Below are 12699 nucleotides of genomic sequence, written 5' to 3'. Positions count from 1 at the left end.
GTTTTAATCAATCAATAGCATAAATAATTGTGGATAAATCAATTAATTCATAAATTTATATTCAGTTTCTCTTCAGCCTTTCACATACTTAATGATTAATCGTAATTCTTTTTTTGTCAAAAGGATAATGTTAAAATTTATTCCTTAATAATCTTGCCTGATCACGTTTCCAGTCTCGATCAGCTATTGCCTGACGTTTATCCGCTTTTTTCTTACCCTGACCTAGACCTAGTGTTACCTTGGCTATCCCCCGGCTGTTAAAAAAAATATCCAGTGGAACCAATGTCATACCATTCCTACTTATAGCCCCTAGCAATTTAAAAATTTGTTTTTTATTAAGCAGCAGTTTCCTAGGGGCGCGTGGATCAAATTTTGAAAAAAATCCGCCCTGATATTCAGGAATGTAGCTATTGAAAAGCCATATTTCCCCTTCCCTTTCCCCTGCATGAGCCTCGTTAATCGTGGCCCGTCCTAAACGTAAACTTTTTACTTCCGGACCCTTTAACATTAAACCCGCTTCCACCTTATCAACAATGGAATAGTTGAACGTGGCTTTACGATTTTTTGCCACGTTTCCAAAAGAGATTAGAGAATTTTTCTTTTTTTCCGCCATTTAACCCAATAATCCCACTTTTTCCAAAGCCTCTTTAACCCTAATCCGCGTTTTCTCCGCAACAGGCGCAAGCGGTAAACGGCAAGTCTCTCCTGCCAACCCCAAAACGGACGCTGCAAATTTAACGGGGCCTGGATTGCTCTCAATAAAAAGGGCATCATGTAAAACAGACAAACGATCCTGCAAAGCCATTGCATTGGCAATATGACCATCCTTCCAGGCCTGTTGCATTTCTGCGCATAATTTTGGTGCAATATTAGCCGTCACACTGATACAACCATCACCACCAGCGGCCAAAAATGAAATCGCGGTACCATCTTCCCCCGACAACTGGTTAAAATTCTTTTTAACCGCCCGTCTTACCTGAATGGGCCGGACAAGATTAGCCGTCGCATCTTTGACACCAACAATATAGGGATTTTCTGCAAGTCTTGCCATAGTCTCCACAGACATGTCAATTACTGAGCGGGCTGGTATATTATAGATATAAACAGGAAATTCCGTCGCCTCTACAATTGACATATAATGACAATACAATCCTTCCTGGGTTGGTTTGTTATAATAAGGTGTTACGACCAAAGCAGCTGTCGCGCCAATTTCTTTTGCAAATTTAACCATTTCAATAGCTTCAGATGTACTATTTGATCCGGCTCCTGCCAAAACTGGAACCCTACCATTTGCAACCTTAACCGCCACTTCAACAATTTTCCGATGTTCTTCATGAGATAAAGTTGGACTTTCCCCTGTTGTACCAACGGGAGCCAGTACAGAAGTCCCCTCCTGGATCTGCCAATCCACAAATTTTTCAAAAGTTGGAATATCCAATGAACCATCCTGTTTCATCGGGGTAATTAATGCCGTGATTGAACCTTCAAACCATATACTCATGTTGTCATTATTCCTTATCAATCATTGATATTCAATTATATATTAAATAAGTGTATCAAATTTTTATAAAATTATATATGGACTATACACTCTGACGATATTGTGAAGCAGGATACACCCCCAAAAGAACATAATCATCTGAATAAAATTTCAGTTCATTCAAGGCCTGATTTAACGGGTCATTGTGAACATGTCCTTCCACATCAACCAAAAATTTGGTTGCAACAAACCCCCCTTTATCCATACAGCTTTCCAAACGTGTCATATTTACATTATTTGTCGCAAAACCTCCCAATGCCTTGTAAAGGGCGGATGGAATATTTTTCGTTTTAAATAAAACAGTCGTCATCATGTTTTCACGTTGTGTTGGTATTTTCCTCTCACGTGAAACGATATAAAAGCGGGTTGTATTATAATTTTCATTTTCAACATTGTAACGTAATATATCCAGCCCATTCAATTCTGCCGCAAGTTCCGATGCGATTGCCGCATCTTCCCTGTTATTCATTTTTGCTATAATTTCAGCAGCACCTGCTGTATCAAATTCTGTTATCCGTTCAAGCGACAAATCATTGATTATTTCCGAAACCTGCCCCATTGCCACCGGATGTGTGTGAACCCTTTTGATATCAGAAATTTTTGCATTCTTGATACCTATTAGACAATGTTCAATCCTTTGGAAATGCTCACCAACAATAAAAAGTCCCGAAGAAGGCAAAAGATTATGAATATCAGGCACTCTTCCAACTAAATTATTTTCGCATGGCAACATGGCTTGTTCAGCCTTTCCAGACTGCACAGCTTTTATCGTTTCAATAAAATTTTCACAAGGTAACGTTACCCATCCCCGCCTTGCCGAACGACAGGCCATATCGGAATAGGCACCTGGTCGACCCTGAAAGGCAATAATTTTGGCAGTCATAAAATAATCCTATTAAATAATTCGTTTTCTTATCCGTTCAAGATCGTCTGGTGTATCAATTCCCAATGGCGCTTCATCTATTACAGCACAACCAATATTCATTCCAGCTTCCAAAGCTCTCAATTGCTCGAGTTTTTCACGTTTCTCAAGTAAAGATTGAGGCAAGTTTATAAAACGGTTAAGAGATTTTCGCGTATATGCATAAATACCGACATGGTGCCATAATGGACCCTTTCCCCATGGAATTGTTGCACGAGAAAAATACAGAGCCTTCGCAAATAATAAATCCTCACTAAAACTGCAAGCCACCTTTACTACGGAAAAAGCCGTCTTTTCAAATTCATTTTTCACGGGAGCTATTAAGGTTCCGATATCTATTCCAGAATATTTCAGCGGTATCAGTGATTTACCAATATCTGATGGATCAATGAGGGGTAAATCGCCCTGAACATTGATAATCGTATCAATGTGATCATATTCCTGCAGTAAGGATAGTGCCTGATAAATTCGGTCTGAACCAGATAAAAGATTTGGATCCGTATCAATTGCCCTGCCCCCGTTCTCCCTGACAATCTCCGAAATTTCCCTATCACCTGAAGCTACAACCACTGGTCCGATTTTCGTTTTTAAAGCCTGTTCCATCACCCTGACTATCATAGGTTTTCCACCGATATCAACCAAAGGTTTTCGTGGCAGTCTAGTTGAGGCCAATCGTGTTGGAATAAGGATCAAAGCAGGCTTCATCAACAATTCTCTATAAATAATATATATCAGTTTTTCTTTATGTTGTATTATTAATAATAAGCTTTTATTCTATAATCAATTTAATAATCATAGTTGTTATTCAAGAAACCAAAGAAAAATAAAATGGATAGTTTTGACTGGAACCGTATAGCTGCAGCTTGTGTCATATCCTGTGGAATATTGTTTGGTAGCTGGTTGATAAGTAAGATCCTGATTCCTTACTCACCGCTTACATCATCAGTATATGCTAGTGAAAATCAAGAAACCATTGATCTCAAAACCGTCGATATAGGCAAAGGAAAAATCATTGCCTCACAACAATGCGGAGTATGCCACAGTTTCAGACAGGGTGAACCTGATAAAATAGGGCCTTCACTTTTTAATATCAAAAATAAAAAAATTGCCTCCAGTCCAAACTTTAATTACTCTTCCTCGCTTAAAATACATGAAAACGAATACTGGACTGTGGAAAATCTAAATAAATGGCTTGCCAAACCACTTGCTTTTGCTCCCGCTACTCTAATGGCTTATGGTGGTCTTTCATCAAATAAGGATCGGGCGGATGTTATTGCATATCTGAATTCTCTGACAGGCAATAATCCTCCATCAGGACAAAAATAAAAAAACTAAAATAAAGAACCATTTGCATATGTAATAAATTTAACTATGCTTAACCCAAAAAATAATTTTTGAAAAATTATAATATTTTAAATTTTATTGATTTCAAACAATAGGTTTTATAATCTTTATGCTCCAACAATTTTAATGTTAAAATTATAAATCAATTAATTTTTTTACCCTTATCACCTAATTGTCTAATCAGGAAAATATAGTGAAGAATTTAAATTCTTATCTTCAGATTGCTGAACATGCCCTTCAAGAGGCACAAAAAGTTATTCGTCCCTATTTTAGACATTCAATTCATGCAGATGACAAATATGATGAATCCCCTGTAACAAAAGCCGATCGTGAAGCCGAACAAACAATCCGACAAATCCTAAAACAAGAAACACCCGATTTTGGAATTATTGGAGAGGAATATGGATCAGATAATATAAATTCCAAATTTCAATGGGTTATAGATCCAATTGATGGAACCAGGGCTTTTATAACAGGCCGTCCCTTATTTGGAATATTAATCGCCTTATTGTATGAGGGTAATCCTGTATTGGGAATCATTGACCAACCGATACTCAAAGAGCGCTGGATTGGTCTTGAAGGGTATGAAAGCCAATTTATTTCAGAATTTGGTGGTCATATAGGTACAAGAAAATGTATTGACCTTTCCATAGCCGAAGGTTCTTGCACTGCACCTGAAATCCTTGATCATTCTCCAAACATTCGCTGGAAATCATTGTGCAAAAAAATCAAGAGAATGAGCTGGGGTGGAGATTGTTACGCATATGGTTTATTGGCATTGGGTCAAATTGACCTCATAATTGAATATGGCAATAAAATTTGGGATTGGGCGGCCTTGGTTCCAATCATAAAAGGAGCCGGAGGATCAATAACCGACTGGAATGGAAATTCCCTATCTCTTCAAAACAATAATAAATCTGTGCTAGCTTTGGGTGATCCAGGCTTAAAACAGGACGTTATAAAAATTTTAAATTTTTAGTTTCTATATATTAAAGAGAAAATTAATGAATTCACATCTATCATTACCCAAAGACAAAATTCATATTCTTTTATTAGAAGGTGTTCATCAAAGTGCCGTCGATTTATTAAAAAAGAATGGGTATAACAACATTACCTATCTTAAGACAGCCTTGGAAGGTGATGCTTTAAAAAAAGCGATCAAAGGTGTACATTTAATCGGTATTCGCTCCCGTACACAATTAACCAAAGAAATCTTGGATGAAGCCGATAAACTGATTGCTATTGGATGTTTTTGCATCGGAACAAATCAAGTTGATCTTAATGCTGCACGCAATCTGGGTATTCCTGTTTTTAATGCCCCCTTCAGCAATACCCGTTCGGTGGCGGAATTGGTAATGGGTGAAATCGTCATGCTGTTAAGGCGCATTTTTGTTCGCTCATCCGAATGTCATAAAGGACTCTGGGACAAAAGCAGTATAAACAGCTGGGAAGTAAGAGGCAAAACTTTAGGAATTGTGGGATATGGATCCATCGGATCACAATTATCAATTTTAGCCGAATCTTTTGGATTACAGGTTATATATTATGACATAATTGATAAGTTAAGTCATGGAAATGCGCGTCCTGTCCAGTCATTGAAAGATCTTTTACAGATAAGTGACATTGTTAGCCTGCATGTGCCTCATAATAAAGGCACTATCAATCTGATAGGCGAAAAAGAGATAGCCTTGATGAAACCCGGTTCATTTCTTATCAATAACGCTAGAGGACAGGTTGTTGATATTGATGCCCTTGTACAAGCATTGAAATCCAATCATCTTTTAGGTGCGGCAATTGATGTATTTCCTGTAGAACCCAAAGTTAAAGGTGAGGAATTCACTTCACCATTACGCGGATTGGATAATGTTATCCTAACACCTCATATCGGTGGATCCACAATCGAGGCGCAAGAACGAATTGGTCGGGAAGTAGGAAATAAGTTTATTGAATATTCGGATGTCGGTTCAACCCTAAGTGCCGTAAATTTTCCAGAAGTTCAGTTGCCAATCCGTTTAAAGGGCACACGATATATGCATGTTCATCAAAACATTCCTGGCATCATGCAAAAAATTAACAACATATTTACCAAGGTCAACGCCAATATTTCCGCTCAATATTTACAGACGGATGGTGAAGTGGGTTATGTTGTCATTGAGGCAACAACCGATGGAGATAAGGAAATTGATATTGAAATTTTGCGAGCCTTACGCAATCTCGAGGGAACGATCAGGGCTCGAATCCTTTATCGTCCAAATGAGTTGTAATTAATTAAAATTTTAAAGTCAGGATCCATATTCTATAATGGCAATAACCAGAATATCAACTTTTGCCTTTTCTGGTATTGATCCTATTTCTGTGGAAATTCAGGTTCAAATTTCTCGAGGCTTACCGGCATTTACAATTGTTGGCCTGGCTGATAAGGCCGTGACTGAATCCCGTGAACGTGTTAAGGCCGCCCTTATTTCAATGGGCATAGCCTTACCACCGAAACGGATTTTGATAAATCTTTCTCCAGCCGATATTATTAAAGAGGGCACTCATTATGATTTGCCTATTGCATTGGGACTGTTGGTCGCTTTGGATATTATTCCTGAAGAAATGTTATTGAATTATGCAGCTGTTGGCGAATTATCACTTGATGGAAAAATTAGTGCTGTCAACAATGTAATTTCAGCAACTATTGGAGCTGTTTCTCAAGAAAAAGGTTTGATTTGTCCAGCCATACAAGGAAGCGAAGCCCTATTGGGTGGAGATATAGATATACTTGCTGCTCCCGATCTGCTTTCAATCATCCAGCATTTTTTGGGAAAACAGATTTTAACGCCTCCTAAAATGTTACAATCTCCAAAAACCTCCCATGATTATGATTTGTTTGATATCAAAGGTATGGAAAGTGCAAAACGTGCCCTGGAAATTGCCGCTTCAGGTGGGCATTCAATGTTGATGATTGGGCCGCCAGGATCTGGCAAATCCATGCTTGCAACAAGATTGCCCAGCATTTTACCTGATTTAACCGCACAACAATCTTTAGAGATTACTCGTATTTATAGTGCTGCGGGATTATTAAACGGTTCTGTCCCTATCAGACAACCTCCCTTTCGAAACCCTCATCATTCTGCCAGTCAAGTTTCATTAACTGGAGGAGGAATAAAAGTGAAACCGGGTGAAATAAGCTTGGCTCATCATGGAATATTATTTTTGGATGAATTTCCTGAATTTACGAGGAACAGTCTTGAAGCATTAAGACAACCGCTTGAAAATGGTAAAATATCTATTGCCAGAGCGATGAATCATATAACTTTCCCTGCGAAATTTCAATTAATTGCCGCAATGAATCCCTGTCGATGTGGATATATGGGCGATACAGAACGTGAGTGTCATCGTGTCCCCCGCTGTGGTGAAGAATATACTCGTAAGATTTCTGGTCCATTATTGGATCGTATCGATATTGTTACCTATATTGAACCGATACCACCACGCGATATCGTTTCCATACCGAATGGTGAAAAAAGTGTAAAGGTTGCAAAACGTGTAAAAAAAGCCAGAGAAAAACAATTTGAAAGACAGAACAATTTAAATTGTGAATTAAATAATAATCAAATATCATTATCTGCCTCGGTGGCGGAAATAGTAGAAAAAGCTTCAGTGCAATTACGCCTTTCTGCCCGAGGCATCACAAGATTATTGAGGGTTGCTCTTACAATCGCAGATCTTTCAGAAAAGGATGAAATTGATGTTTCCAGTATTACTGAAGCGTTGTCCTATCGAAAACGTAATCTACTTTAACGTTTTATCAAAAGCTTGTTTTAAATCTTCAATCAAATCATTTTCATTTTCTAAACCGATATGAAACCTACAAGCCGAACCAGTTAAAGTTCTGCTTTTATATTTCCTTCTTATCTCTCCATCAGTGAGTAAAACCAGACTTTCATATCCCCCCCAAGAAGCACCAATTGAAAAAATTTTAAGATGATTAATCATTTCAATAACTTTTTGCAAAATAATATTTTTTTTGAAAACCACTCCAAATACACTGCTTGCACCTGTAAAATCTCGTTTCCAAAATTCATGCCCATAACAACTTGGCAATGCGGGATGAAGAACCCGCTCAACATAAGGTTGCCGACTGCACCAGTGTGCAATTTTTAATCCGGTCACTGATTGTTTTTCGAGTCGCGCTGCCATAGTTCTCAACCCACGCAATGTTAACCAGCATACATCTGGCGCTGCCACCTCTCCCATGGCGACAGCATAATCCCTTAAAATATGCCAGTCATCATCACATTTAACTGTAATGGCACCAAGTACTAAATCTGAATGACCATTGGCATATTTTGTTAATGCCTGAACAGATATATCCACTCCATGCTCGAAAGGCTTAAATATACCTATTCCCCATGTATTGTCTAATATTAGTTTAGCTCCATATCTATGAGCTATTTCAGCCGTACCGGCAATATTCTGAATTTCAAAACTATGACTACCGGGACTTTCCGTAAATATTAATTTCGTATTGTTCTGAATATAGGTTTCAATTTCACCAAGATTACAATCAGCAGGGTAGTAGCTGATTTCGACTCCAAATTTTTCCAAAACAGTCTCTGCAAACCGTTTGGTTGGCCCATAGATACTGTCAATTATCAAACAATGATCACCTGACGATAAAAAACCTAATAGAGGTATAGTACAAGCTGCCAAACCCGATGATACTACTTGACAATGTGATCCTCCTTCAATTTGGGCAATAACTTGCTCAAGCTGATGCTGATTTGGTGAACCCATTGCTCCATAAAGCGTTTCATGTTCATACTTACCTTTTTCCGAACGACGCATAGCCTCAACTGAAGGATATATAACTGTCGATCCCCGTGCGAGCGGATCATTTACAAACACACCTTTCTCGGGTAATGAGTATGTCTGTCTACCTATTTGGACCAAAAATGTTGACAAAATTTTCCATCCACAGGAAACGGCCAATTCTTCAGATGATATATGAGACATGCTTTAACCTTTTTGATAAAAAATCTTTTACTTACTGAAAAATCATTTTATAAAGATTCGTCATATTTTTATATTTAAATACTGTTAGCAATAATTAAAATTCATACTTTATAATATTTGCCAATTAGTAATTGTTATCGATAATTAATTATCCCAAAAATGTTACTAAAATTCTTATATATTGAAAAACAAAGATTAATTCTTAAATTTATTGGATCAGAAATAGGTAGTAATATTAACTATATTATCAGATAACTATCCAAGAATATCAATTCATGACCCTTTCAATTACGCCACATTACAAAATTCCTAACATTCCTAAAATATATTCTCAAATGAAAATTATCAGCTGGAATTTGTTAAGAAAAATTGGAGCATCCCCATATGACGTTGCTTATTTGATCAATAATCACAAACCTGATTTATTGTTAATGCAGGAAGCAACAGAGGAAATTAATATTTTACCCGATCTTGTTGGTGGTTATTACAGTCGTTTTCCATTACCTGGCAGAATTCATGGTGTTGCTTGCTGGAGTCCTTACCCATTTTTTTCGCCACCCACGATTTGCGATTTACCCCGAGGCACGTTAATCAAACGTGTAGCCCAATTGATCGATTATGGAAATTTCTGGATAGCTAATGTCCACCTATCCCATGGTCAGATATTGAACCGTAAACAATTACAGGCTCTTGCCGGTATTCTACCTGATCACGCTGCAGTTTTAGGTGACTTTAACCAGATTGGACCCGCATTATTACATGGATTCAGAGATGTTGGGCCCAATGAACCAACACATAAAATGGTCAATCTTGTGCCAATTCGTCTCGATCGTTGCTTGATCAAGGGTATGGAATGTATTGCAAGTCAGGTTTTATCCAGATTTACATCCGATCATCATCCAATAATGGTGATACTGCGTCCAGTCTTATAAATATGGAAGCAGCAATCGAGTGGTAGCATCTCTTAATTTTACCAAAAAGAATCTTTTTTCAAGCTCTTTTAATTTTAATGACTTGTTTTTATGCAATATAATGAAATCGTCAATTTTTTCTGAAAATTTTTCATGATAAACTTCCATATTGATTTCAAAATTCAATCTTAAACTGCGCATATCAATATTTGAACTACCAACAAAGGACCATAAACGGTCAATAACCATCAGTTTGGAATGATTGAAAGGAGGTTTGGCCAACCAGATTTTACATCCATAACGTAAGGGTAATTTATTGTTTATGTTTCTGGCCCAATCAACCAAAAACTGATTGCTTTGTTCAGGGGTAATTATATCAATTTCCACCCCTCGAATGGCAGCCATACATAACAATGATAGAAAACGGTCATCTGGCAAAAAGTAAGGGGTCATAATCCTTATTGATTTACGCGCCAAACTTATTGCCTGCATCATTGTATATTTGATTTTTTCCATATCTGAATCAGGACCAGCGGTTATAATGCGACATACCATATCTCCTTCCTCTTTCACTTCAGGAAAAAATTTTTCATCATCCAGCTTTTCCGATGTAATAAAAAACCAGTCCTGCAAAAAAGCTTCGGTTAATTCATGAACAATGGCGCCTTTTACTCTAAAATGAGTGTCTGAAACCGGATTTTTAGGGCATTTTGATAACACATTTACAGCAGCGATATTTAAACCTCCTATAAACCCAATCTTTCCATCTACCACCAAAATCTTCTTATGAGTTCTTAGGTTTATAAACGCCATTTTCCATGGAAGAAATGTATGCATAAACCTGTCTATACGAACGCCATGAGCTTTTAAATATTTGGCAATGGGACAATAGAAATAACCGCTACCTATTCCATCGACAAGTACACGGACAACAGCGCCCCTTTCATGTGCCCTGATTATTGCATCGGCAAATTTCCTGCCAATATCATCACTTTTAAGAATATAAGAGGATAAGAAAACGCAACTTTTTGCAGAATTTATTGATTCCAGCATAACGGGATAGGCTTCATCCCCATTATGATATATATCAATATTATTTCCCTTTAATAATGCCCTTTGTGTAAAGCTTTCTACAACTTTAGCCAATGGATAAAAATGACCTTGAACTGTATAATTAAAATTGCTTTTGGTAAATTTATGATGCCAGGGCCTGTGTGTGGCCAATTTTTGTGCCTTTCGGGTAACACGATTTATACCAAACATAAAATACAGAATAAAACCCGTAATTGGCATTATCCACGAGAATCCGATCCATCCTATCGCAGCTTTGGTATCTCTCACATGTTTCAAAACATGATATGTAACCACTATTAATAAAAATAATCTTAGAACCGCCATTACCCAATCTTGCTTGACATCAATAAAAAACAGATAAGTATAAAAGGCAGTCATAAAATTCCATTCCATATAATTAACAACATATATTTTTATTCTATTTTAATTATGTTATGCTTTAATTATGATCAAATTTAGTAATCGTCAAAACGATTTTAATTCTTATTCTTTCACCAATAAAAATTATTCTGCTGGATTATTTGCTGAAGAAAAAGTAGCGAACTATTTAAAAAAACTTGACTGGAACATATTGAATCAAAGATACCGCTGTCAATTTGGTGAAATTGATTTAATTGCACAACGTGCTGACTATATATTGTTTGTGGAAGTCAAGAAAAGAAAATCCTTGCGAAAAGCTCTTTTCGCTCTTACCAATAGACAAAAACTAAGATTGATTAATTCAGCGAATTATTATCTTGAAACATATAATATGAATAATATCAACAATGTTCAATTTGATTACATTATACTAGATTCTCAAAATCGAATTGAACATCTTGAAAATATTACCGCTTATTAGCTGCGATGGCGACGACCTTTAGATTTTTTATGGGATGAAACATTATATAGAGCGTTTCTTACCCTCATTTTTCCTAGATTTCTTTGTCTATAGGAAATTTTATGAACCAATAATGAATAACTTTTTTTTGAACTCGTGTGATAGGCAACATTCCTTAGCATTGGATGTCTTGATTTTCTCACAGTACGTTTGACAGGACGGTAATGATGTATTATAGGTGCAGCCGTAAGGGATGCAAGGGTTAACTTACCAGCTTCCGATTCTGTAACGATATGTTGTGCCTTAACAAAAGAAGGCGTTGAACATCCTAATATTGTAACCCCTAAAACCCAATATAAAGTTTCTTTTACATTTTTTATCATTATCCCAGACCCTTAAACCAAATACCAACCTAGATATCAAGAAACACATTAAAGGATAATTTAGCAAGAATAAAAAGAAATGAAATAGAATTTTTATTCTTGCGTTGTAAAAATTCTACTATTTACTTGCTGATAATATTTTCATCCTGAAAAAGGGTTTTCAATTCGCCAGTGGCATACATCTCGCGAACAATATCACAACCACCGACAAGCTTTCCCTTGACATAAAGCTGAGGAAAAGTTGGCCAACTGGAAAACTCCTTTAATCCCTGCCTTAATTCATCATTTTCAAGAATATTTACATCCTTGAAGGAAACGCCCATATCAGAAAGAATATGAACCACTTTTGCAGAAAAACCGCAACTTGGAAAGTCTGCTGTACCCTTCATGAAAAGAACAACAGGATTGTTATCGATTTCTTTTTGGATTTGTTGAAATAACGGATTACTCATTTATTGTATAATTCCTTGATTAAATTATTTTAATACAGACGTTTGTAAAGCCAAGGCATGTAAATCTTTATCCATATAATTTTCCAATGCCTTATAGACAAGCTGATGTTGCTGAACTTTGCTTAATCCATCAAATTCTTTAGCGCTGATCTTGCAATAGAAATGTCTTCCATCATTTTTCAATGCACCAACATCAATAATAGCATCAGGAAATACTTCGACTAAGCAATCTTTAATTTCTGAAATATTCAT

At 36.7% G+C, this 12699-nt stretch carries 15 protein-coding genes; 6 read left to right on the top strand and 9 right to left on the bottom strand.

The window, feature by feature from the left end:
* Positions 1 to 130: 130 nt before the first annotated feature.
* The 4 genes from smpB to H3R28_RS03250 all read right to left on the bottom strand — a co-directional run bounded on the left by smpB (position 131) and on the right by H3R28_RS03250 (position 3167).
* Positions 131 to 613, bottom strand: coding sequence for an SsrA-binding protein SmpB (smpB, locus tag H3R28_RS03265; RefSeq protein WP_198208807.1), 483 nt, complete (start codon positions 611 to 613; stop codon positions 131 to 133).
* The gene (gene dapA / locus H3R28_RS03260; protein ID WP_198208809.1) at positions 614 to 1501 is read right to left on the bottom strand and encodes a 4-hydroxy-tetrahydrodipicolinate synthase; all 888 of its coding nucleotides are present in this window, start codon (positions 1499 to 1501) and stop codon (positions 614 to 616) included.
* 82 nt (positions 1502 to 1583) lie between these two features.
* Positions 1584 to 2423 carry a prephenate dehydratase gene (locus H3R28_RS03255; RefSeq protein WP_198208811.1) on the bottom strand — a complete coding sequence of 280 codons (840 nt, stop codon included), beginning with the start codon at positions 2421 to 2423 and terminating at the stop codon, positions 1584 to 1586.
* A 12-nt stretch (positions 2424 to 2435) separates the two neighbouring features.
* Entirely contained in the window at positions 2436 to 3167 is a 732-nt protein-coding gene (locus H3R28_RS03250; protein ID WP_155568111.1) for a 3-deoxy-manno-octulosonate cytidylyltransferase, read from the bottom strand.
* Between the two features lie 123 nt (positions 3168 to 3290).
* Between H3R28_RS03250 and H3R28_RS03245 the strand changes: the two genes are divergently transcribed.
* The 4 genes from H3R28_RS03245 to H3R28_RS03230 all read left to right on the top strand — a co-directional run bounded on the left by H3R28_RS03245 (position 3291) and on the right by H3R28_RS03230 (position 7592).
* Complete coding sequence (locus tag H3R28_RS03245; RefSeq protein WP_198208813.1) at positions 3291 to 3788, top strand: cytochrome c family protein; 498 nt, start codon at positions 3291 to 3293, stop codon at positions 3786 to 3788.
* A 211-nt stretch (positions 3789 to 3999) separates the two neighbouring features.
* Positions 4000 to 4785: an inositol monophosphatase family protein gene (locus H3R28_RS03240; protein ID WP_370552814.1), complete on the top strand. Its 786-nt coding sequence runs from the start codon at positions 4000 to 4002 to the stop codon at positions 4783 to 4785.
* Positions 4786 to 4810: 25 nt separating this feature from the next.
* Positions 4811 to 6070 (top strand): phosphoglycerate dehydrogenase, encoded by a 1260-nt coding sequence (gene serA, locus H3R28_RS03235; RefSeq protein WP_155568113.1) that lies wholly within the window; start codon positions 4811 to 4813, stop codon positions 6068 to 6070.
* Between the two features lie 37 nt (positions 6071 to 6107).
* A complete protein-coding gene (locus tag H3R28_RS03230) occupies positions 6108 to 7592 on the top strand; it encodes a YifB family Mg chelatase-like AAA ATPase (RefSeq protein ID WP_198208815.1) in 1485 nt (494 codons plus the stop codon).
* Here H3R28_RS03230 and metC read toward each other — a convergent pair.
* Positions 7584 to 8807, bottom strand: a complete 1224-nt coding sequence (gene metC, locus H3R28_RS03225; protein WP_198208817.1) for a cystathionine beta-lyase — start codon at positions 8805 to 8807, stop codon at positions 7584 to 7586. The genes H3R28_RS03230 and metC overlap by 9 nt on opposite strands.
* A 275-nt stretch (positions 8808 to 9082) precedes the next feature.
* On the opposite strand from metC, the gene H3R28_RS03220 reads away from it, so the two are divergent.
* Positions 9083 to 9739 (top strand): endonuclease/exonuclease/phosphatase family protein, encoded by a 657-nt coding sequence (locus H3R28_RS03220; RefSeq protein ID WP_198208819.1) that lies wholly within the window; start codon positions 9083 to 9085, stop codon positions 9737 to 9739.
* Here the strand turns inward: H3R28_RS03220 and cls are convergent.
* Positions 9734 to 11170: a cardiolipin synthase gene (gene cls / locus H3R28_RS03215; RefSeq protein WP_198208821.1), complete on the bottom strand. Its 1437-nt coding sequence runs from the start codon at positions 11168 to 11170 to the stop codon at positions 9734 to 9736. The genes H3R28_RS03220 and cls overlap by 6 nt on opposite strands.
* A gap of 67 nt (positions 11171 to 11237) precedes the next feature.
* Between cls and H3R28_RS03210 the strand changes: the two genes are divergently transcribed.
* On the top strand, positions 11238 to 11633 hold the full coding sequence (locus H3R28_RS03210) for a YraN family protein (RefSeq protein ID WP_155566814.1): 396 nt from the start codon (positions 11238 to 11240) through the stop codon (positions 11631 to 11633).
* Here the strand turns inward: H3R28_RS03210 and H3R28_RS03205 are convergent.
* The 3 genes from H3R28_RS03205 to H3R28_RS03195 form a co-directional block, all read right to left on the bottom strand.
* A complete protein-coding gene (locus H3R28_RS03205; RefSeq protein WP_198208823.1) occupies positions 11630 to 11995 on the bottom strand; it encodes a hypothetical protein in 366 nt (121 codons plus the stop codon). The genes H3R28_RS03210 and H3R28_RS03205 overlap by 4 nt on opposite strands.
* Before the next feature lie 122 nt (positions 11996 to 12117).
* Positions 12118 to 12447, bottom strand: a complete 330-nt coding sequence (gene grxD / locus H3R28_RS03200; protein ID WP_155565467.1) for a Grx4 family monothiol glutaredoxin — start codon at positions 12445 to 12447, stop codon at positions 12118 to 12120.
* Between the two features lie 24 nt (positions 12448 to 12471).
* On the bottom strand, positions 12472 to 12699 hold the full coding sequence (locus H3R28_RS03195) for a BolA/IbaG family iron-sulfur metabolism protein (protein ID WP_155566816.1): 228 nt from the start codon (positions 12697 to 12699) through the stop codon (positions 12472 to 12474).

Origin of the sequence: Commensalibacter sp. M0268 (genome assembly GCF_016101925.1) — a bacterium.
In the GTDB taxonomy this organism is placed as follows: Bacteria; Pseudomonadota; Alphaproteobacteria; order Acetobacterales; family Acetobacteraceae; genus Commensalibacter; species Commensalibacter melissae.
Note: the sequence above shows the minus strand (reverse complement) of the source record. Positions and strands in the feature narration are given on the sequence as shown.

What these genes read in the sequence shown, in the direction of transcription:
- grxD (WP_155565467.1), bottom strand. Translation starts at nt 12,447, where the DNA reads ATGAGTAATCCGTTATTTCAACAAATCCAAAAAGAAATCGATAACAAT.
- H3R28_RS03220 (WP_198208819.1), top strand. Translation starts at nt 9,083, where the DNA reads ATGACCCTTTCAATTACGCCACATTACAAAATTCCTAACATTCCTAAA.
- H3R28_RS03230 (WP_198208815.1), top strand. Translation starts at nt 6,108, where the DNA reads ATGGCAATAACCAGAATATCAACTTTTGCCTTTTCTGGTATTGATCCT.
- H3R28_RS03255 (WP_198208811.1), bottom strand. Translation starts at nt 2,423, where the DNA reads ATGACTGCCAAAATTATTGCCTTTCAGGGTCGACCAGGTGCCTATTCC.
- cls (WP_198208821.1), bottom strand. Translation starts at nt 11,170, where the DNA reads ATGACTGCCTTTTATACTTATCTGTTTTTTATTGATGTCAAGCAAGAT.
- H3R28_RS03210 (WP_155566814.1), top strand. Translation starts at nt 11,238, where the DNA reads ATGATCAAATTTAGTAATCGTCAAAACGATTTTAATTCTTATTCTTTC.
- H3R28_RS03245 (WP_198208813.1), top strand. Translation starts at nt 3,291, where the DNA reads ATGGATAGTTTTGACTGGAACCGTATAGCTGCAGCTTGTGTCATATCC.
- dapA (WP_198208809.1), bottom strand. Translation starts at nt 1,501, where the DNA reads ATGAGTATATGGTTTGAAGGTTCAATCACGGCATTAATTACCCCGATG.
- serA (WP_155568113.1), top strand. Translation starts at nt 4,811, where the DNA reads ATGAATTCACATCTATCATTACCCAAAGACAAAATTCATATTCTTTTA.
- metC (WP_198208817.1), bottom strand. Translation starts at nt 8,807, where the DNA reads ATGTCTCATATATCATCTGAAGAATTGGCCGTTTCCTGTGGATGGAAA.
- H3R28_RS03195 (WP_155566816.1), bottom strand. Translation starts at nt 12,699, where the DNA reads ATGAATATTTCAGAAATTAAAGATTGCTTAGTCGAAGTATTTCCTGAT.
- smpB (WP_198208807.1), bottom strand. Translation starts at nt 613, where the DNA reads ATGGCGGAAAAAAAGAAAAATTCTCTAATCTCTTTTGGAAACGTGGCA.
- H3R28_RS03205 (WP_198208823.1), bottom strand. Translation starts at nt 11,995, where the DNA reads ATGATAAAAAATGTAAAAGAAACTTTATATTGGGTTTTAGGGGTTACA.
- H3R28_RS03250 (WP_155568111.1), bottom strand. Translation starts at nt 3,167, where the DNA reads ATGAAGCCTGCTTTGATCCTTATTCCAACACGATTGGCCTCAACTAGA.